24 protein-coding genes and 1 pseudogene are annotated in these 19634 nt (G+C 62.9%); 8 read left to right on the top strand and 17 right to left on the bottom strand.

All coding sequences use genetic code 11. The features are described 5' to 3' along the window. Window positions 1-40: 40 nt before the first annotated feature. From ACX80J_RS14635 to ACX80J_RS14615, 5 genes are all read right to left on the bottom strand, one after another. Window positions 41-601, bottom strand: coding sequence for a single-stranded DNA-binding protein (locus tag ACX80J_RS14635; protein WP_459348260.1), 561 nt, complete (start codon window positions 599-601; stop codon window positions 41-43). 119 nt (window positions 602-720) lie between these two features. After that, on the bottom strand, window positions 721-981 hold the full coding sequence (locus tag ACX80J_RS14630; RefSeq protein WP_459348259.1) for a glutaredoxin family protein: 261 nt from the start codon (window positions 979-981) through the stop codon (window positions 721-723). A gap of 220 nt (window positions 982-1201) precedes the next feature. Then, complete coding sequence (locus tag ACX80J_RS14625; protein ID WP_459348258.1) at window positions 1202-1684, bottom strand: hypothetical protein; 483 nt, start codon at window positions 1682-1684, stop codon at window positions 1202-1204. Window positions 1685-2810: 1126 nt separating this feature from the next. Beyond that, a complete protein-coding gene (locus ACX80J_RS14620) occupies window positions 2811-3341 on the bottom strand; it encodes a hypothetical protein (RefSeq protein ID WP_459348257.1) in 531 nt (176 codons plus the stop codon). A 155-nt stretch (window positions 3342-3496) separates the two neighbouring features. Continuing rightward, complete coding sequence (locus ACX80J_RS14615; protein WP_459348256.1) at window positions 3497-4036, bottom strand: hypothetical protein; 540 nt, start codon at window positions 4034-4036, stop codon at window positions 3497-3499. A 30-nt stretch (window positions 4037-4066) separates the two neighbouring features. Here ACX80J_RS14615 and istB point away from each other — a divergent pair. Further along, window positions 4067-4729: pseudogene (istB, locus tag ACX80J_RS14610) on the top strand (IS21-like element helper ATPase IstB); the annotation flags it as partial. Window positions 4730-4808: 79 nt separating this feature from the next. Here the strand turns inward: istB and ACX80J_RS14605 are convergent. From ACX80J_RS14605 to ACX80J_RS14590, 4 genes are all read right to left on the bottom strand, one after another. Next, on the bottom strand, window positions 4809-5165 hold the full coding sequence (locus ACX80J_RS14605) for a YciI family protein (RefSeq protein WP_459348255.1): 357 nt from the start codon (window positions 5163-5165) through the stop codon (window positions 4809-4811). A 45-nt stretch (window positions 5166-5210) separates the two neighbouring features. Further along, window positions 5211-5690, bottom strand: a complete 480-nt coding sequence (locus tag ACX80J_RS14600; protein ID WP_459348254.1) for a mycothiol transferase — start codon at window positions 5688-5690, stop codon at window positions 5211-5213. Further along, window positions 5687-6088, bottom strand: a complete 402-nt coding sequence (locus ACX80J_RS14595; RefSeq protein WP_459348253.1) for a VOC family protein — start codon at window positions 6086-6088, stop codon at window positions 5687-5689. The genes ACX80J_RS14600 and ACX80J_RS14595 overlap by 4 nt, the downstream gene beginning before the upstream one ends. A gap of 276 nt (window positions 6089-6364) precedes the next feature. After that, window positions 6365-7453, bottom strand: a complete 1089-nt coding sequence (locus ACX80J_RS14590; RefSeq protein WP_459348252.1) for an IS110 family RNA-guided transposase — start codon at window positions 7451-7453, stop codon at window positions 6365-6367. Between the two features lie 665 nt (window positions 7454-8118). On the opposite strand from ACX80J_RS14590, the gene ACX80J_RS14585 reads away from it, so the two are divergent. Genes ACX80J_RS14585 through ACX80J_RS14570 form a run of 4 tightly spaced genes read left to right on the top strand, consistent with a single transcriptional unit; the run spans window position 8119 to window position 9319 of the window. Continuing rightward, entirely contained in the window at window positions 8119-8517 is a 399-nt protein-coding gene (locus ACX80J_RS14585; RefSeq protein WP_459348251.1) for a hypothetical protein, read from the top strand. Between the two features lie 40 nt (window positions 8518-8557). Next, entirely contained in the window at window positions 8558-8755 is a 198-nt protein-coding gene (locus ACX80J_RS14580; protein WP_459348250.1) for a hypothetical protein, read from the top strand. A gap of 37 nt (window positions 8756-8792) precedes the next feature. Next, window positions 8793-8975, top strand: coding sequence for a hypothetical protein (locus ACX80J_RS14575; RefSeq protein ID WP_459348249.1), 183 nt, complete (start codon window positions 8793-8795; stop codon window positions 8973-8975). A 17-nt stretch (window positions 8976-8992) separates the two neighbouring features. Further along, entirely contained in the window at window positions 8993-9319 is a 327-nt protein-coding gene (locus ACX80J_RS14570) for a hypothetical protein (RefSeq protein ID WP_459348248.1), read from the top strand. A 45-nt stretch (window positions 9320-9364) separates the two neighbouring features. Here the strand turns inward: ACX80J_RS14570 and ACX80J_RS14565 are convergent, their stop codons facing one another. Beyond that, a complete protein-coding gene (locus tag ACX80J_RS14565) occupies window positions 9365-10309 on the bottom strand; it encodes an oxygenase MpaB family protein (RefSeq protein WP_459348247.1) in 945 nt (314 codons plus the stop codon). Window positions 10310-10608: 299 nt separating this feature from the next. Between ACX80J_RS14565 and ACX80J_RS14560 the strand changes: the two genes are divergently transcribed. Further along, on the top strand, window positions 10609-11601 hold the full coding sequence (locus tag ACX80J_RS14560; RefSeq protein WP_459348246.1) for a hypothetical protein: 993 nt from the start codon (window positions 10609-10611) through the stop codon (window positions 11599-11601). Window positions 11602-11797: 196 nt separating this feature from the next. Here the strand turns inward: ACX80J_RS14560 and ACX80J_RS14555 are convergent, their stop codons facing one another. Then, window positions 11798-12679 (bottom strand): hypothetical protein, encoded by an 882-nt coding sequence (locus ACX80J_RS14555; protein WP_459348245.1) that lies wholly within the window; start codon window positions 12677-12679, stop codon window positions 11798-11800. Then, window positions 12676-12909 (bottom strand): hypothetical protein, encoded by a 234-nt coding sequence (locus ACX80J_RS14550; RefSeq protein ID WP_459348244.1) that lies wholly within the window; start codon window positions 12907-12909, stop codon window positions 12676-12678. The genes ACX80J_RS14555 and ACX80J_RS14550 overlap by 4 nt, the downstream gene beginning before the upstream one ends. Before the next feature lie 316 nt (window positions 12910-13225). Between ACX80J_RS14550 and ACX80J_RS14545 the strand changes: the two genes are divergently transcribed. Beyond that, a complete protein-coding gene (locus tag ACX80J_RS14545) occupies window positions 13226-13867 on the top strand; it encodes a hypothetical protein (protein WP_459348243.1) in 642 nt (213 codons plus the stop codon). A gap of 423 nt (window positions 13868-14290) precedes the next feature. Here the strand turns inward: ACX80J_RS14545 and ACX80J_RS14540 are convergent, their stop codons facing one another. From ACX80J_RS14540 to ACX80J_RS14530, 3 genes are all read right to left on the bottom strand, one after another. Further along, window positions 14291-14578: a hypothetical protein gene (locus ACX80J_RS14540; RefSeq protein ID WP_459348242.1), complete on the bottom strand. Its 288-nt coding sequence runs from the start codon at window positions 14576-14578 to the stop codon at window positions 14291-14293. 449 nt (window positions 14579-15027) lie between these two features. Next, window positions 15028-15222 carry a helix-turn-helix domain-containing protein gene (locus ACX80J_RS14535; protein ID WP_459348241.1) on the bottom strand — a complete coding sequence of 65 codons (195 nt, stop codon included), beginning with the start codon at window positions 15220-15222 and terminating at the stop codon, window positions 15028-15030. A 373-nt stretch (window positions 15223-15595) separates the two neighbouring features. Next, window positions 15596-16192: a LysE/ArgO family amino acid transporter gene (locus ACX80J_RS14530; RefSeq protein ID WP_459348240.1), complete on the bottom strand. Its 597-nt coding sequence runs from the start codon at window positions 16190-16192 to the stop codon at window positions 15596-15598. A gap of 597 nt (window positions 16193-16789) precedes the next feature. Between ACX80J_RS14530 and ACX80J_RS14525 the strand changes: the two genes are divergently transcribed. Continuing rightward, window positions 16790-17965, top strand: coding sequence for a glycoside hydrolase family 26 protein (locus ACX80J_RS14525; protein ID WP_459348239.1), 1176 nt, complete (start codon window positions 16790-16792; stop codon window positions 17963-17965). A 152-nt stretch (window positions 17966-18117) separates the two neighbouring features. On the opposite strand, the gene ACX80J_RS14520 is transcribed toward ACX80J_RS14525, so the two are convergent. Then, window positions 18118-19092, bottom strand: a complete 975-nt coding sequence (locus ACX80J_RS14520; RefSeq protein WP_459348238.1) for a serine hydrolase domain-containing protein — start codon at window positions 19090-19092, stop codon at window positions 18118-18120. Between the two features lie 251 nt (window positions 19093-19343). Further along, window positions 19344-19559 carry an AsnC family protein gene (locus ACX80J_RS14515; protein WP_459348237.1) on the bottom strand — a complete coding sequence of 72 codons (216 nt, stop codon included), beginning with the start codon at window positions 19557-19559 and terminating at the stop codon, window positions 19344-19346. Window positions 19560-19634 lie beyond the last annotated feature (75 nt).

Raw genomic sequence — 19634 nt, 5'->3', positions numbered from 1 at the left:
GCCACCGACGCTTGTCCGCCATGCTGTGCAAAGCCTGCGCTTAGAACGGAGGTTCACTCTCGGGGCCGTTCCCCCATCCCCCGGCGCGGCCAGCACCAGCTGCTGCAGGAGCTCCCCATGGATCGTCGGCGGGCTGCTGCTGCCACGCCGTGTTGTTCTGGTTGCCCTGGTTGCTGTGTCCGCCTTGCTGCGCTCCCCCACCGTTGCCTCCCGTGCCGCCGTTACCGGAGTTGCTGCGCTGGGTGCGGGCGACTTTCGCGGAGGCGTAGCGCAGGCTCGGTCCGACCTCGTCGACCTCGAGTTCCATGACGGTGCGCTTCTCGCCTTCCTTGGTGTCGTAGCTGCGGGACTTCAACCGGCCCTGGGCGATGACGCGGGTTCCCTTGGTCAGCGTCTCGGCGACGTTCTCGGCCGACTCGCGCCACACGTTGCAGCGCAGGAACAGGGTTTCGCCGTCCTTCCAGTCGTTGGTCTGCCGGTCGAAGGTGCGCGGGGTGCTCGCGATGGTGAAGTTCGCGACCGCTGACCCGCTGGGGGTAAAGCGGAGTTCGGGATCCGCGGTGAGGTTCCCGATGACGGTGGTGACGGTTTCTCCGGCCATGATGCTCAACTGCCTTATCTATGGGTGCTGGTGCTGTCGTTGGTTTCAGTACTTCTGTGCTTCTGTGTATCCGTACTCACGTACTTACAGACTCCGGTACTCCCGCACCTGCGTGAGGCTTACTGCTGCGTGGTGTCGAGCTTGATGACCTGGGCAATTTTGAGTGGATTTAGGCCGGACCAGTGGTCCTCGCTGCCGTCCTTCTCGTACACGACGACCGGTGCCTGGCTGTAGCCGAGTTCTTCGGTGATGTAGGCCAGAGCCTGGTCGTTGGCGGTGATATCCACGGTGGTGAACCGGACGCCGGCGGCGTCGAACAGTTCCTTCGTCTTCTTGCATCCGAAACAGCCCGACGGCTTTTCGTAGACGGTGATGGTCATGGCGCTCAGTCCTTGGTTACGTATCGGTTTTAGTGAGAGTCGACTGCTGTGCTGCTGGTACTAATTCAATTGTTTATTCATCTGAATAAACAATGCTTTTCCCCTTAGATTTAGCATCTTTGAAGCTTCTGTATGGGACGTCAGAATCCGTAGTTTCGGTCCTCCGGCGAGGGGCCGCACCCCGCCCGCTGGGGCGGGATGCGGTCTCTGTCAGCGGGTTTTAGCAGCGGTGGATGTATCCGTAGGGCTTGGTGAACTCGTCGTCCAGCTCCCCAGCCGTGGCGGGGAGGTGGGCCGGGCCGTCGGCTTGGCCGTGCTTCCAGTACCAAAAGACCTCGGCGGTGATCGCCGCATGGCAGGCGTCCTCGGTGCGGTACCAGTGCGTGTTGGTGTCGCCCTCGACGTAGGTGCCGTACCCGTACAAGGTGCCGGTCTCGTCATGGTGGATGGCGGTGGCGAAGAAGACGTAGGGCCAGGATCCGGCGTCCCATCCATCGGTCCCCCACGCGCCCATGACCTGCCACGGGCTGCCGGTGAGGTTTTCGAGCCAGTCGTACCCGTCGCCTGCCCGGTCGTCCACGGGCAGGACCGGAGCGGTGGTGGTCTCCTCGGTGTCCTTCGTGGTGGTGCTGACCAGAACTGCGGTGTCGGTGTTCAGAGGGTTGATGGTGGTGCTCCTTATCGATGCAGGTAGTGAGGTCAAGAGGCCTTGGTGACCAGCAGTGGCCCCTCTCCCCCGACGCTTCTATGTCTGTCAAGCGGTTGGAAACGGATGCGGGTGCGGGTGCGGACCAAGTTGTCTGCCGATGGTGGGGCGGCTTAGGTGACCGGCCAGCACTCCCTCTCCCCCAGTTGTTTTGGCTGCTGGCGAAGCTTGCGGAGCTGTGGCCGGAGCGGACACGTACAACCTTTGGGACAGCAGCCAAAAAAGAAAAGTACTTCTACAGCCCGAGCGAAGCGAGGACCATTACATAGCGCCCAGCGCTGTGCTCCGCGGGATGTCGCTGTCGCGGGCAATCGCTGCCAGGGGGACGTCGTCCTCGACGTTCAAACCAGGTAGGACCATCGCTTGGCGATCACATCGGTGCGGACGGGTCCTTTTTCCTGGACGATGCACTACACCACGGTTGTCCGCCTCTATACCCTGACGTTTTCGCCGAGATGGCGGTAAATAGTGCCGCGGGACGGAGCGGGCCGCCTTCGGTGGCTCATGCTTCCGAGCATAAGGACCCGCGAGCCATCTGGGGCGGCGAATACCCAGTGACCGGTGATTGAGCGGCTGCGAGCTAACTGGCGCCTTGTGCCGCTCGAAATCCTTGGAAGGGCGTTGGGTGGTGTTGTCCCGCTGGGGGGGGCGTGGGGATGCCAAAGTATTAGCTGATGACTCGTTTCCTCGTGTTCAGTGCACCCATCCTCGTTGCGTTCTCAGTGATGGTTTCTGCGCGCTTCAACTACCCAGCGGTGAGAGAGGGCAACGCGCTCGATCGCTTCTTTATCGGCGTGCAATTAGTCCTCAACGTCATATCGATCGGCCTAGCTGCGGCCCTCCCATCACTGACGGGTTTCATAGGTCAGCCATGGCTCGCCTACGCCGCCTTAGTTCTGGTGACCTCAGCTTTGCTGCTATACCCCATACAACCACCCGCTTGGCGCAAGGTGGCTCCCTCTACCCGAGGTCGACGGTCAGTACCGGCATCAGATCTCCGGCGAACACGTTGGCCCTACCAAGCTCTCTTCTCGCTCGGATACCTTGCTCTCCTGATCTATTCATTTCCACTCGCTACAAGGTATGCAGGCTGATCCCGAACGCTGAGGGATCCTCTAGTGGGTCAGTAGCCGCGTTTCTCGATAATCAGCTTCTCGTGCAGGAGGGTGAGCTCTCGGTGGCTTAGCCCGAGTTGCAGCATTGGCGCGAGATTGACGTGAGCGTAGAGCTCGATGGACGTCTCGTTCACTTCCCACAGCGCCGACCGGTTTCCCTCGCTCTGGTCCGTTTCGTCAGCAGCTTTTCCATAGATGTTGGTGAGGCGGTCCCGCACGATGTCGAACGCGGTGCCTGCGAGTACGTGGGAATCCTGTGTGCCTGGATAGAAGAAGAACCCGAGGAAGTGCAGCTTGCCTGCCAGCGCCGCCCAGGACCCACCCTCCATCGGCACCCCTGGCATGAGCAGTGAACCGCGAGAAGAGTTTGGCAGGTCATCCTGATGCTTGAACAAGGGCCCAGGTACGCAGCCGATGGTCGCGAAGTGCGCGTTGAACTGGTCTGGATCCTCAGGCCACCGTGCGCTGACTACTGTGTTGATCAGGTTTAGGATCTGGTCGGGAGGAGGGTCGAGAGATTGCAGCGCCGTTTCAGCCATGACTGCACCCTATGCCTGCCTTAGGATGAGCGCCCGACCTACTGCCCGCAAGCCGATCGCCTAACGATCATTTCTGGCACCCCTCGTTGAACGCACACAATAGCGAGGGCCACCCCCGGCTGATCGGGGCAGCCCTCGCAAAGTGGGGCAGAAAACTAAGCGGCTCTGGTCGTACGTCGCCACCAGCCGGCGGCGATCATGGCTGTGATCGCAAGGGCCGTGATGCTCGCGATGACGACGACGACGGTCAGGCTGATGCTCGCCGCGCCCGGCCAGGCGACAAGTCCGTGGACGGTGCCGCCGGTGTTGATCATTTCGGTGATTGAGCCCGTCAGTCCGATGAGGGCTACGACCACGACGCTCCCCCAGAGGGCAGCGGCGAGCTGTGCGGCGAGGCGCCGGCGGGCAGGGGTTACTTCGGCTGTTGCCATGGTCTTCGTCCTTTGGTGGTGGGTGGTTGTCCAGGTGATGTCGGCCGCGACGCCGCGAAGGGCACGCAGGGCGATCGAACGGTTTAGCGCTTGGGAGGACATGCCACTGTTCGAGGCGCGGCTCTGCTGTTCGTAGAGGTCCGACGCGAGCTCGTCGCGGCGACTCTGTGCAAGTTCCGTGGGGAGAGCGCGCGTGTAGATGTCGACCCAACGGAGGACGGCGCGGACGGCCCCCGCCTCGTGGGCATGCCGCTGCGCGGTCATGCCTGCACCGGCCTGAACGTCGGGACCACAGCGCAGAAGGAGCAACTGTCCTATCAAGGGTTCCTCGCCGAGCTGCTCCTGGCTGAGTGCGACGACCGTGGTCGGCGTTCCTCGGTTCGACGCGTCAAAGCGGCGGGATTCCCGCGGGACAAGTGGCTCGGGGACTTCGACTTCGACGCCAACCCGAACATCAACCCGGCCACCATCAACACGCTGGCTACCGGGGACTGGGTCCGCCGCGGGCAACCACTCTGCCTCATCGGTGACTCAGGCACCGGCAAAAGCCATCTCCTCATCGGTCTCGGCACGGCGGCGGCGGAGAAAGGCTTCCGGGTCAAATACACGCTGGCCACCCGGCTCGTGAACGAACTCGTTGAAGCCGCCGACGAGAAAACCCTCGCCCGAACCATCGCCCGCTACGGCCGCGTAGACCTGCTGATGATCGATGAGCTCGGCTATATGGAACTCGACCGACGCGGAGCCGAACTTCTTTTCCAGGTTCTTACCGAACGAGAGGAAAACAACTCGGTCGCGATCGCGTCCAACGAGTCCTTCTCCGGCTGGACCAAAACCTTCACCGACCCCAGACTCTGCGCCGCCATCGTGGATCGGTTGACCTTCAACAGCACCATCATCGAAACCGGCACCGACTCCTACCGCCTCGCCCATACCAGCGCCAACCACACCACCTGACCAGCCCGAGTCAGTCGAGGTGATCGGCTTGGGTCGATTTCCAACGTTCTGAAGAGACACCCGCCGCCCGTGCGCCTAATCACATGGTGTTGGTTGTGATGCCTCCGCTGTGAACGGGACGGATTTCGACGCCGCCAGTACTTGTGCGTACGGCAGGGTTGAGTCGGGCAAGGGCTGTTGCGGCATCGAGGTCGGGGGCTTCAAGGACGTAGAAACCTGCCACGAACTGGTCAGCCGCAACAAAAGGCCCTGACGTTGTTCCGGACTGTCGGATGGACACTGCGGCCGAGCGGGGTGTGAGGGCGTAGGCGAGGGTCATTGACCCTGAAGCTTGAAGGTCGCGGGCGTGCTGATCGTTCTCCTCAAGCTCGGCTTCTGCTGCGTCCAGGGCATGGAGGGACTCATCAGCGTAGATGAGGATAGCGAATTGCGGCATTGGAATTCCTTTGTCGAGTTGATGGGTAGGTCTGCGTATGCCGTGTCAAACCACGACGAGGTTCTGATGCCCATCAGTCAGCTCACGCACGATATCAAGGTGACCGGCATGGGCTGACGTCTCGAGGAGCACGCGACACAGTACCTCTCGGCCAGTGGACATGGGCGGTCCGCCGAACTCACTCGCCGGCGGCCACCAGCGCGGAGCCGCGTCCAGATCAACCCGGGCAAGGACCTTATCGCTGGCGGTGATCTCACGCTGATAGATCCTGATTGCTTCTGCACCCGTCATCGGTTCGGACGCCCAGCCGTTGTGAAGAGCGGCAATCGCTTGGCTTTCCCCACCGAGAACGGCTGAGATCCAAAACAACTCATCATCGAATGCGAGGTGATTCAACATCCGGGTCATCGTCCAGCCTGATGGGACCAGTGAGCTACCCATCACAGGCTCCGGGACGCCGTCAACTGCTCGGAGTACGTGTGATCGCTCCTGAGCCAGCTGGGCCAGGAGAAGACCATCACTCACGCTTTCGACTCGTACCCGATGAGCCACCGAAGGCCATGACGATCCGTAACCTGCCCGTCCGAGCCATCCCACGGCCGTTGCACCAAGGGATCGATAGCTGTCCCACCAACGCACAGCTTGTCGAACCATTCGTGCAGAACCGTGGGCTCAGCAGTCCCCAGCAGTGACAGCATCAGACCTTCCACTCGTACCGGCTGCTCTCCCGTCGCTGCGTCTGAACCTGCTAAAGCAACCACACCGTCAAGAACCCCATGCGCAACAGCATTCTGCGGCCCATCGGTCCTCCCGTGATCCTCGTAGGAGTGCAGCGACAAGTCGCCCCCAAACACGTCCCTATAGAAACTCAGTGCTTCCCGTGCGGTCCCGGGAAAGCTGACGTAAACAAGGGGTGCTGCCATAGTGAAGCTCCTAAATCTCGGTGACCAGAGTCGAACGCGGTCAGTTGGTACTCAGTAGACGGTTCCAGTTGATCAGAATCATCGGTGCGATCGAAGCGACACGAAGATTGACACGTAGGCAGCCATCGCTCAGACGCCTCCTCCACCTTCCAAAGCACCACCGGCACCGGCAACTACCCACCCACTCAGGCCGCACACCAACACTCAGTCTCATCAGCGGGGTACACCCCCTCAACTCTGAGGTGGGTCCCGCTAAGACCGCCCCCCGGGTCCCACTTAGATCGACATAGCCAATCGGGTCGGTTCCGCGGTGGTGTAGAAGGCGTTGAGCTGGCGGTAAAGGGTTCGGGCGATGTAGCGCTTGAGGGATCTGCGGATTTCGCGGTAGCTGCGGCCTTCTTGAGTACGTCTGGTGACGTAGTCCCGTGTTCCGGGGTCGTGGACCATCCGGGTCATCGTGATGGTGTGCAAGGCTCGATTGAGGCGCCTATCACCGCCCCGATTAAGCCTATGCCGGACAGTGTTACCGCTTGAGGCAGGCAAAGGACTTACTCCTGCCAGTGAGGCGAAGGCCGCTTCGCTGCGAACCCTTCCTGGATGCGACCAAGCTGTCAGGACGGTGGCGATTGTGACAGCCCCGGCGCCCACCATCTCCAACAGCGGCGCCGCGGGGCTTTGCTGGATCAGTTCTGTCATGCGCTTCTGGTTCGCAGTCAACTGAGCCGTCACTTCGAGAACGCGGCGCGCCAACCGGACTGCTTCCTCACGCGCGATCGATAGTTCGATCTGCTCCTGTCGTTCCCGCCATCTGGTGATCGTGGCGATCTGGACGGGAACAAGCGGTTTACGTGCGTCGATTCCCAGATCATGTGCCCGGAGTAGGGCGATAAGTGCGTTGACATTCACCGTTCGGTCCCGCGTCAACTGATCCCGGGCCGCGCTCAGGATCCTGAGTCCGGCACGGGTTCCTTCATCCCGGCGCGGGGCTCGGAGCTGGGACTCCTCCAAGGCCAGGACTGCGGTTCCGATGGCGGCGGCGTCCAGCGGGTCCGACTTGCCGATCCCCCGGCGCCCTCGAGCGTTCATCCGTGGAGCTTCAGCGACGTCATAGCCGGCGTCGGCTACTGCCCTGGCCAGACGCGCACCATAGGAGCCGATACCCTCGACGGCCCACAGACCGGCCATATCGCCGTCTGTCCGTCGGCCTACCCAGGCAAGCGCGCGGGAAATCCCTGCCGAGGTGGTCGGGAACTGCTCGCACGCGACCGGTCGCTTGGTGCTGGCCTCGATGATGGCGTACGTGTGTGTGCGGGCGTGGCAGTCCACGCCGAGGACGAACGGGCGGGTCTGCGCAACGATAGTCATTGCGGCCACCCTCCTTCCTACCGAACGGGCAAGACCGGTCGCATGGCGACCGGCACTGACCTGGGAGGAATCACGTCGAGGCAATACTGTGATGAGCCACAACCGCAGGGGCTGGGCAAGCTTCTAATCAAGCCACCGTCGTGGGACAGGTCAACGCTGGCCGCTCCACCCAGCGCGGACAAGTCGGGGGAAATGCACCCGTAAAGGGGCCATTTGTTTTTCGAGTCACGCGCCAAGCAGAACGACCGGCATCAACACTGCCAGCTAGTCCCAGACCAGCCACTGCAAGACTCACAGTTGTTTTTGCCTGCTGGCGAGCTCGCTCGCTCGTCCCCGACGGAGCAGGGCTCAACGCCGCAGGTGCGAGGGTGCACCCATCCTGGGAGGAAATAAGCGACGCAAGGAGCGCCGGACAGGATGGGTGTGCCCGATGCCGGCGAACCCGGTTGACGCTGTGAAGCGGGGGCGCACAATCCGAAGGACAGCAGCAAAACACGTCGTAGACACAACAGGGCCGGGTGCGACGAAGGAGCGCCCCGGCCTCATCAGGCCGGAGCGAAGCGAGAGGACCATTGCTCCGGTTGGAGCGCCAGCGGAAACCGCAGAAGCACTACAGGTGAGTCGTCCGCGGCCGCCAGCCACGACACATTAGTAGAGTCAAGACCATGGCAATGGGGACGAACGACCAATCACGGACAAGAACACGCAACTCGAAGCGCGACGCGGCGATCTATGGGTTCGCGGGCGCGATGTTCGCATTGGTTTCGGTGATGACGTTCTCGAGCGTTGACGCCTGGTACATGGTCGTCGGCTCCTGCCTCATCGCGATCGCGGCCGTCGTGTGGGTCGCCAAAGCGATCATCGCGCTGCGGCAGGGCGACGCCGCTCCTTCGGAAATCCACAACAGTGCTGGTCACGGCGCTGATGTGAAGGTTCAGGATGGCGCGACCTTCACGGTGGTCAAGCGCTCGAGCCCGGCCGCCGGCCAAAGTTCCCACTACTGGTTGGGCGACAACGGCCAAGAGATTGACCTGACGCAAGAAGAGGCCGCCCGGCTTTCGTAGCGGCCCCAAGTGGAGATTCCTACCGTAGTTAGGGTGTGGGATGACTGCAGGGACTCGCTATTTGTTCGGGGCCTCGCTCGTGTTCGGGGTGGACGTGACGATCCTCGCCGAGCGGTTGCCGGCCTGGTGGGGTCCCGCGTCGATCCTCACCGTGGTGCTGGCTGCGTCTGCGTTCCTGATCTGCTCGGTCCGTGACTACCTACGTGAGAATGCGGCGAGACGACTACGCCAGCTCTGATCAGATACACCCACTACTTAGAGCGAAGGACACAGCAATGCTGACCAGAACCGAACGAATCATCATCGCGCTGGCCTTTGCCCTCGCCCTCGTGAATCTCCTCTTCATGGGCATGGGCATGGGCTTGCTCTACTACATCTGCCTGGTCGTCGTCTTAGTCGTCTGTGGTAGCTCGGTGCTGCGTTGGGCCATGCGGCGCGAGCCGGTCACTGGCCGATAACCTCCGAGTCGCACACGATGTCTGAAGGAACCATCGGTCTGGCCTTCCTACTCTTCACCCTCATCTTCCTGCCTGCCGCCTGTGTTTTCGTGACGAGGCAGGCAGCGGAAGGCTCGATCAATCGCAACGCTGCTGCCGGGATCCGCACCAGGTACACGCAAGCATCGGACGAAGCGTGGACCGCTGGGCGTGCAGCAGCGCTTCCGGTAGCGGTCAGTGTTCATTTCCTGGTCGGTGGCCAGGCCGGCCCTGTCACTGCCCTGGTGGCACTCATCGCGCAAACAGTGATCCTCTTCCAAGCTGCTGCTGCGGCCAATGGGGCTACACGCACGGTCAAGGACTAGGCGGCCGAACGGCTCGTCGGGTAAGGGATTAGGAGCAGCTCAGGCTCAGTCGAGCCAGTCCGGGGGGCCGGCGAGGCCGATCCGGTAGCGCGCCGCGTCCTCGGAGGGGCTGTGCGGCCCGAGGGCCAGCTGGAAGGTCCGCAACTGCCAGCGGGTGCGCTGCAAGCGGAGGCGGGCTACGGGCGAGCGGTCACCGCGACCGGGCACCCCGGCGAAGGGAGCCACGGACGGGGAGACCACCAGCGCCCCGGCGCTGGCGAGGCCCTTGTAGAAGATCCGCTCGGCACGGTTCAGCCCGCCAGGGGCGGACAGGAAGGCGAGGAGCTCGGCGGGGACGGCTTCGAGGTCGGGCTCCACCGCGCGCAGTGCCTCGGCGAGTTCCCGGCGGCTGGCCGGGAGGTCCTCGGCCCCGAGGGCCCGGGCGCTGCGGGACCAGTCGGCGACGTAGGTGTCGGCCCAGGTGCGGCCGAACCGCGGGGCCAGGTCATGCCCGACCGCCTCGTGGGCCCCGAGGAAGGCGTCGGTGAAGGCCAGGTGCACCCAGCGCAGCAGGGCGGGATCGGACGCGGAGTAGGCGCGGCCGTCGTCGGTGGTGCCGCGGACCCGCCCATGCATACCGCGGACCCGCGCCGATTCCCGCTCGGCGAGCTCCGCGGAGCCGAAGGTACTCACGGTGAGCCAGCGCGCGGTCCCGGCGAGGCGGGCCCACGGGTCGCTGCGGTAGGAGGAGTGCCGTGCCACCCCGGCCATCGCCAGCGGGTGCGCGCCCTGCCCGAGGAGGGCCGCGACCCCGCCGACCAAGGTGGAGAGATTGCCGTGAACCCGCCAGACGACTCCGTCGGGCTCGAACCAGCCCGGCCCCTCCCCCACCAGGGCGATCTCGCGCACCCAGTCCGGCGCCCCGGTCGGATCGCCCGAAACCCGGGCACGAAAGGCACGGCGGACGCGGTGGGCCAGCTCGGGGGTGTGCAGTATCGAGCTAGCAGGCATGATGCTCCAACGACGGTAGGTCGGGTACGACGGACACCCCGGACAGGACTTCACTACGAAGCGTAGAACATGGCCCTGACACGATGATGGCGAGTTTGCCCTCGTAGTTAGAAGAGCGTCATAAAAACCGCCAACCCAAGGCCGTCGACACCGGAATGTGGCGCGAGCTGGAGGTTTCCTGCGCTCGTACTTTCCGCGTAGGAGCATCGTGCTCCCGCTTTTTGCGTCTCTGGTAATAGATCTTCTTGGGGATGTTGCGTAGGCGTAGGATCTGCCGCATCACCGTCGATGGAGCCGTGATGGTCACGAGAGCCAAATACCTGCAGCTCACCGGATGTGTGGTGGGGTTGTTGGCGACGCTTGCCCTTGCGGGTTGCGATCCAGGTGGTGGGACCGGGGGTGGCGGCAGCGGGCCCGACACGGGTTCTGGGGTCGACGAAACGTACGAGACGCAGACTGACGAAACGTACGTGCCGCCGGCTAATGAAACGTATGGGCCTGTGACCGTGGCTCCTGCTCCTGCTCCTGAGTACGAATGCCCGTTCGCCTTGGACGGTTATACGTTCTACCCGTACACGGGGCTTACACCTGATGATGCAGAGATCTACGAGGACGTCCCGTACTGCTCGGATGGTGAGAGGGCGACGTTGGAGAACAAAAGCGACGGAATCTGGGTGATTGACGCCAGCATCGTCGATTCAACGGCTCGATCCAGCGCAGAATCGGATTTCTTCAGGTTCACTGTTTCCGGTGCCGGAGGGGCTGAACTGCAGAACCTGGTACTGGTCGCTCCCGGCGACATCATCAACGTGCACCCTTCCGAAACGATCCTCTGGGCGCCTCACTACGAGCTGTCGACCGCATGGCAGATCCAGGAGATCGGTGTGGGCCGCCTAAAGGGTTACGGTGCCGAATACGTGGACAACACCCTAGGGAAACGGACCAACCACTCGGGTGCAATCGCCGAGTGCACTCTGAAGACATACGAGGCAGTCAAGAGCGCAGCGGAAATCGATGTATCGAGCAACTCAGTCGATCACGCTCAAGCCGGACTCAAGGCAGTAAGCGCCGGCACCTGCCCCGTGGCGACGGACGAAGCCGACAACGCAGCACGGGCCGAGCGAGCAGCGCAACCCGGACAAGTCGTCGATGACCTTCCGCCGGCCAGCTCCTCCTTCACCCGCCGTGTGCATGAGCTTTCCGGACAGCTGGACGAGGGCATAGACATCGCCAAGGTCATCGCCCGCGCCCCAAAGGTTTGCGTGAACGTCAAGGTCCACCTCTGCCTCTAGCGCACCTCGAAATTCCGGTGCCGGTAAGCCGCTGCGCGCACAAGCGATGAGGAACGAAATCCTGTCTGCGCCCCTGTCCATCCGGCCCGAGCGATGATTCAAAACGCCCACTTATTATTACCTACGCGTTGATAGTTGCCTCAACCGGGAGTGGTGCACGGCAGCAAGTGGACCGCTATGCCACTTGACGACTCAATCAGGGTGTTACCTGCTTCCCCTTGAGTGGGAGCGCGTACCCCGAGGCTGTGATGAGTGCGCCGGCCGCGAACAAGACGAGAAGGTACATTCCCGGCTCTTCCGGGGCAGCGGGTGCAGCTTCGCTTGCTCGTGTAGCGGCAGTTTCGACCAGCTGTTGCTTATAGAGTTCCGTCGCCAGTTCAACAGGTAGTCCTGACCCGGCGGGATCGAGGGTGGGCCATGGAGCCGGGGTTTCGGTGGTGGCTGTTGATGTTGCAGCAGGATCGTTGGCGAAGAGGGCGGGTACCCCGAGGAAGGGCAGTGCGATGCCTGAGAGGCCGACGAACAACGCGGCCAGGGCCATGCCGAGGTAACCGATCTGCCGGTTCACTATTGCGGTGACGTCCTGGATGAAAGTGTTGAGCCGGGCGTACGCCTTCTTCTCCCGGGCAGCGTACTGCACGTTCCAGGATGGATCGATCCTCGGTGCGGAGACGATGTACGTGAGGTAGATGCTGGACAGCACGACCGCGGCGCCGAGGAACACCGGGGCAACGAGGCCTCGGAGTGGCAACGGGTTACCCGTCGTGGAGAAGACTAGGGCCAGGACACCTGTGTACAGGCCGGCGATTGCCGCGGATGCTTTCTGGAATGTTTCGGCCGCGAACTTGGATCGCTCGAGGGACCCTATTGCAAGGGCATAGTACTGAGCGTGCATCTGGTTGAGGTTGGCCGTATCAGCGCTTTCAAGGCTCGCCCGCCGGGAAACGTTCTCCGCCCGTTGGGACTGGTTAAGCCATTCAGGGTCATCATCCAACCGCGGCTTGTGCCCGGGCTCGGGTTTGTGGGTGGGGGGTGTGGGACTTTGACGTATCAGCTTCCACAGGTCGCCGAGGCTCATGGTCGTTCCGACACCCTCGACAGCTGCCACATGCCCCCATCGGTGGACGGTGTGCCATGGAACGACACGTTCCACCCCTGCAGGGTGTGGCCGGTTCCGGGGTGACCGCCAGTGGGATCCGACTTGATATGGACGATGAGGCCTTCCGGGTCCATGCCGAAGGCGCTGTCCGGGAAACTGTTCTGCTCGACCTCGCAAAAGTGCTCTACATCTGTGTCTAACGCAGCCACGACTCCTCCTTGAATCACGACGGGCGCTCAGCGTAACCCCAGCGTGGGTGCGGAATCGACAGTGTCAGGCAGTCAGTAAGCTCCGATCACTCCGACGAGCCCACTGCGTGGAAGGTCGAGGCTAAGTGAGGTAGCCATCCGGTGTGGCCTCTATTGACAGCCAAAAAGAGCAGGCGTAGGTTCTCGCGATGTGCGCCCGGACTGACGGACACGGCGATGTTGTTCCTGTCAGCGGACCCGTCGCCTTCACGGCATCCAATGCTTATTCGGGCAGGATCCGTGGTAACCGGACTCCTGCCAAACACAGGAGCCTGAAATGAATGTTCAGAACAAGCTGTGCCTGTCCCTTCTCGCCACGCTGTCCCTCGTCGCGGGATCGGCGTCGGCCGCCACGGCCCACGACGAGGACGAAGCCCCTGCGCCCGGGCTACCGGCGGAAACCCACGGGTACGTACCCGTCCCCGAGGAGTACTACGCCGACGCTGTGTTTCCGGCCTGCGGCACCACTGTCACCCTGGAATCCGGAGACGTACGGGAGGTCGAACAGAAAGTCCAGGTGAAGCATGACGGGACGACAGTGGTGAAGTACCGCGGCGATGGCACCGTTGATCTGACCGCCGAACCAGGCGGAGACCTCCCGGACGGAGGCTTCATCGACGAACTCGACGTTTCCGGAGCGGGCAGCACACGTATCTCTGCAGACGGGACGACCCTTGTCATTACGCTCAAAGGGCCTTCCATCGTTTTCCCACAGAGTGAGACCGACGCCGCAACCCTGGCCGATGAAGGCCTCCCTGAGATTCTGTACTTCGAGCACGGAACGCTGACGATCGAAATCGTCCTGCCCGAGGATGAGACCGCTGTCGAACCCGAATCGGTGGAAATCCTGAAGAACACCACCAAGGGTGCGGTGGATCTGTGCCAGGCGCTGAAAGCATCGGCGGAGCCTTCCCACTGACGGGCATCCCTCCTGACACTGCAAGGGAACACTCAGTAATCCGGTTGAAGGGCGGAACGGCACCAATCAGGCCAAGGACAACTTTCTGCCCAGGCAACACCGCGGCACCGAAGCCCCGCAACAGCCCTCCGGGGACGCGGCGCTTCGGTGCCCTGCTGAAATCCTGCCGGCGTTGTCGTCCTCGCTTAAGCTATAGACGCGGTTCCCGAAGTACTGAACGGAATACAGGAGCCGATGAACAGCGTCGAAGTGTGCGATGAGTACCTTCTCCACCGGTCAACTACCGATGAACGTGACCACCAAGCCGCCCAGGGATGCGGCGAGCAGGACGAATGCCTGCCCTGAGAGGGTGACCATGCCGTGTTGGCCGAGCATCTCACGATCAAGTGGGCGACGAGCACCACGAGTGACAAATAGCCCAGATTACGCGCTGAATTTGCGACCCGTGCGCGGCCGGGAGTAACGGGTCAGGACATCTTTGAGCGCAAGCGTGGCGACGATGATCGACACGGCGACGCCCGCGAGCATGAGGTAGAGCCCGACAAGCATTACCATCGGCGAGCTCGCGTCGGCCAGAAAACCGATACCGCTTACTACTCCAACGACCCACACCACCGCCACGGCGATCAGCACCGCTATCGACGGTAGGGCCGCCTTATTGGCCCTGACCCGCCGCGCTATCTGTCCTGCTTCAATCCCCTTGAGCGCCATGCTCCAAGTGTCCGACCCGCCGATCCCGAAACGGGCGAGGACACGTCTGAGCTGGGTCACGACGTGGGCGCGACAGCCCGACCGAATGGCTTGGGAGAGAACACCACCCAACTCCGATCACGCACACCGATCACCGATGCCACGGCCAGCGTCCTTCGGCTCATCCCGAACATCCCGGTGATCGCGCCCATCGCTGACCCAGGTCGAAGCCATCGGCCGACGACACCCCTGAACGAGGTGTAGCTATCCACCGCGTACCTACCGGATGAAGCCACCGATTCCTTGGTGGGCGACAGCCTCGAACGCGACCGGTCCACAATGTCGCATGGGCACTTTCCAGCTGAGCGATCCATGGCAGGGTACATGTCGCGATAACCGGGCTTCCCGTTACCGGAAGCAGCAGGCAAACGCGTGCCAGAAGCGCCCTCAGCTCACTGGAGTGCGGTGACTCAGTGCCCTGAGTTGATTGATTTGATGTATTGCTGGACGGCTGTTTCCGGCACCCGGTAGGAGCGCCCGAACCGAATATCATGCAGCGCCCCGGACTGCACCAGCCGGTACACCGTCATCTTCGATACCCGCATCTGCGCGGCTATCTCCGCAACGGTCAGAAGGTTCATCGTCATTGAATCCACTTGTGCCATAGCTACATCTGCTCCTTGAGACTCTTTCACCACTTCTGGAACAGGAATAACAGTGCTCGCCTGAGGTGGGTTACCGCACGAGTAGTCACTACGTGTTCTTGCCCGCTCGTGCCCTAGGTAATCGATGGGGATAGTCCCCGAAGGGGGTCGACGTGCCGGACATGGACCACTACCCGGGCCACCGGCCTGATACCGCCGCGAAATTTCGTGCTCGCACAACAGCGCCGCACAGTAGCTTCTCGCCCAGTGCCACGCGGAGCTCCGGCACATCTTTAGCACCTAGGTGGGCAGTTGTGTCCAGCCCAATCTGCAGCGTGGCGCCCTTGGATTTATGTGAGGGCCTCGAACCACGAAACAGCGCCCGGTGCGACGGCTACGTCCCGTTCCTGCTGATGGTGGGGTCACCGAGTACCAGGTTGATGGCAATGACGAGCATCATCACACCGGTAGCTAGTTCCACGCCGCGCCACGTCTGGGGGCTGCTGAGCGGTTTAGAGAGTGCCCGGGCCCCGTATCCCAGGGCGGGAAACCACACTGCGCTTCCTGCCATCGCCCCAGCTGCGAAAACCCACCGGGCATCAGGGCCATGCTGGTTAGCGAGACCGCCCAGCAACACCACCGTGTCGAGGTAGACGTTGGGGTTCAGATAGGTCACAGCCAGAGTCGTCACCACTACCGGGCCCCGCGACCGCGCAACCTCGACGGTCAACGTTGGCGGCTTCAGTGCAGCCGCGAAGGACCGCACCGCCCACCATCCCAGGTAAGCGACCCCACCCCACCTCAGCACGATCAAGGCCGCAGGAACCCCGGACACCAAAGCCCCGATTCCAAAGGTGCCCCCCAAAATCAGCATCGCGTCGCTTGAAATACAGAGAACCACCACCACGCCCACGTGTTCGCGCTGGAGGCCTTGACGCAGCACGAACGCGTTCTGCGCTCCAATGCCGAGGATCAATGCGAAGCCGGTCATCAGCCCTGCACTCCAAATACTCCACATAGTTTCGACCCGGTACCGGCCCTGGCAGGGCCCTTGGATTCTCGTTGAACAGGTCTGGCGCGAAGTCCCGGTTCAGGTGGGCCCGCTTCGCAGCAGGTGAACGTGGTGGCGCACGCGTCGAAGTGTCACCCCACCCAATCGTGGGTGGCGTATGCACGTGATCGCCGAAGTGCTGCGGCTACCCTGCTCGATGGAGGCGCCGAAGATGCCATCAACCAGGGCCGCGAGGTCACGGGACTGGACGCCGGAGGAACTAGCGAGGGGATTACGAGTCGAGGCCGCCGGGATCAGCGGCGGAGGAACAGCAACGCTCCAGAGCTCGTTGGGATTCATCCACGAGCACCACCTTCGCCCAGGTCGAACGTGGATCGTCTACAAGCATGCGCGCACGATTGCACCCGGTCAACGCACTGCAGCACCCAAAACTTGTCCCCCTGCCGGATGGGACTGCTGAGTAATCAGCGTCAGTCGATGACCGCGGAGCTGTGCCTGGTCAGGGTGGGCGCAGGAGCGGGTGAGGTTCGGCTCGGCCTCGTCCTGGGGACGAGAGGTCGCCCGTAGATTGGGGGTATGGTCTCAAACCTTGCGCGAATTCTCACCGCGCTGCTGCTTCTGTCCCTCACTGCGTGCAATATCAATCCCAGGGCTGTTCCCTGTGATCCCGTCGACGGCCGGAACCTCGCACCCGAGGACGGGACGCTGATGGGCGTGAACCTGGAGTGGGGCCGGGAAACCCTCGCCGAGTACTCGGACAAGCTCGGTGAACGACCCGCTGTGGCCGTGACCTTCGCGGACTTCCCGTTCAACGAGGAAGACCCGGGCCTGCTCGCGTCGGCTGCCGAGCAGGTACGCCAGAACGGCGGGATCCTGCTGCTCACGCTCGAGCCGATGGACGGGCTCGAGGCGGTCACCGAGGACCACGCCGATGAGCTGGCCGGCATGCTCGCGCGCTTCAATGCCAACGGCGTGCCGGTCATCGTCCGCTTCGCCCACGAGATGAACGGATCCTGGTACCCGTGGGGCCAGCAGCCCGCCGACTACATTGCCGCCTTCCAGCGCGTGGCCGACGCCGTCCACCGAGTCGCGTCCGGGTCGGCGATGATGTGGGCGCCCAACTACGCCGGGGGGTACCCCTTCGCCGGCGGTGAGTACGAGTCCCTGCCCGGCACGCCGGGCTTCCCTGTCCTGGACACGACCGGGGATGGGGCCCTGACGTCGTTCGATGACCCGTACGCCCCCTACTACCCCGGCGACGACGCCGTCGACTGGGTGGGCATGTCCCTCTACCACTGGGGTAACACCTACCCCTGGGGTGAGAGCGAGATGCCCGAGGAGGGCAAGTTCGCCGACCAGCTCAACGGAACCTATGACGGGAAGAACGGGGATGACTCCATGCTCCCAGACTTCTACACCGAGTACGCGGTGAATCACAGCAAACCGGTCGCCATCCCGGAGACGGCGTCCCTCGTGCAGGACGACATCGGCGACCTCCGAAGCCTGAACATCAAGCGCGCCTGGTGGAAGCAGGTCTTCGACCCGACCGTGCACGAGCGGTTCCCGCAGCTGAAAATGATCAACTGGTTCGAGTGGAACAAGATGGAACCCGAAGTCGGCGCCCCCGTGGACTGGACCGTCCTGGAGGATCCCACCATCCGCTCCGAATTCACAGCCGCCCTACCGGCGTGGCACCGCTTCGCCCAGGCACCCGACACCTGCGGGGAACCCCTCGTCGACCGCGGAACGTAAGACCCCCGTGACGCATGCCCTCACCCAAACTGAGTCCTAGACTCCCGGGTTTGTTTCCGGCGTCCACCAAGTAGGCATTGGGGTGCAGGACAGGTGGGCGAGACATGGCTGCCGTCTCGCCACTTCTGGACCGCCGGCGACGAGTGGTCGTGTCAGTGTGACCGGGTGGTGAATTCCTCGAGGAGCCGGAACCCCTCCCGGTCGACGGAGCGGTGGACCGCCGCGAGCACTACGACTCCGGTGCCCGCGGTCCTGTCGAGTCCGATCCAGCTGCTGAATCCTCCGGTACTGCCGTTGTGCCAGGTGATGCTGTGGCCATGGTGCTCGAGGGTGATCCAGGCGGCGCCGATGCCGACCCTGGGGGTGAATTGCGCGGCGGGATCGAGCGCCGAAATGCCGGGAGATGTCCCGTCGAGGAGCGAACGGAGCAAGCTGCGCGTCGTGTCAATGGTCGCTCGGACTCCTCCCGCGGGCGCGATGGCTTCACCGACCCACGGCTGCATGGGGCGCCCGAAGCGGTCGAATCCCGTGAGGTCTGCGGGCCCAAGGTCTTCGGCGCGTGCGGGCGTCAAGAATTCTGGGCCGAGGACGTCGTGCAGGAGTTGTGCGTAGCTGCTGCCGGTCGCTTTCGCCACGGCGTGCCCGAGTAGCTGGAAACCGAGGTTCGAATACCGGGGCCGAGAGGCGCCGACGCGGACCGCATGCGTCTGGTCCAGGAGGTCAGCGAGCGAGTCGCCGTAGGGGTTCTCACCGCGGATCCAGAACCCGATGGTGCGCCGGAGCGGGTGCATCCCCGGCGGCAGACCCGGAAGCCCGGAGCGGTGGGTGGCCAGAGACTCCAAGCTCACGGAGCCGACCTTCGCGTGCCCCTCGAGAGGGAGCAGTTCGCCAAGGACCGTCGCCGGTGAGACGAGGCCGTGCTCTACCGCATTCCGGTACAGAAGGCCGGTGAGCCCTTTCGAGATGGACCCGATTTCGAAGGTGGAGTGGTGGTGGTAGGAACCCACCCTGGCGGTCATTTCGCGATCCGGGGTGACCACTGCCACGGCTACCGCTCCGGCCGTTGTTCGAAATGTGCGCTCCACTACGCGAACGATCTCCGAGTCACCGATCCATGCAGTTTCCACGACGCACTTCCTTTCCTCGGGCACATGAAGCGAAAAGCGTCATCGAACTCGAGTCAACAGGAGTTGACGACGTCGCCTGGTCGACCATAATTGACGTCAAGATCATTAGTCAACATCAGTTGACAATTCTGCTTGACTGGCACCATTACGGTCGCCTTCCTGAGCGACGCGACCACCAGGCCATCGGACGACGGAAGTCTGAACAGTTCGATGGATCCGAAGCCCTTATGGGCCCAAGCCTTTGCCCAGCGCTATCGCTTGCCGTACTTCCGATGCACTGCCTGCTTAGTTACGCCGAGGCACTGTGCAATTGCTTCCCATGACAGCCCGGCCTGGCGAGCATTGCGGACGAAGCCTGCCTCGCTGCGCGCTACCTCCCGATGAAGTTCAGCCACGATTTGCAGAGCTTCGGCGGGCCCTTTGCCGTCGATCGACCCCACAAGCACCTTCAGCCGCTCCAATTCCATACGTCAATACTAGTTGACGAGCAAGGTGGGAGTACTTTACTCACCATGCCGAAGTCCTCGACGCATGGACCGACA

The sequence above is a fragment of the Arthrobacter rhamnosi genome, assembly GCF_054510975.1.
The sequence above is the reverse complement of the archived record's forward strand: the minus strand, read 5'-3'. Positions and strand labels throughout refer to the sequence as shown.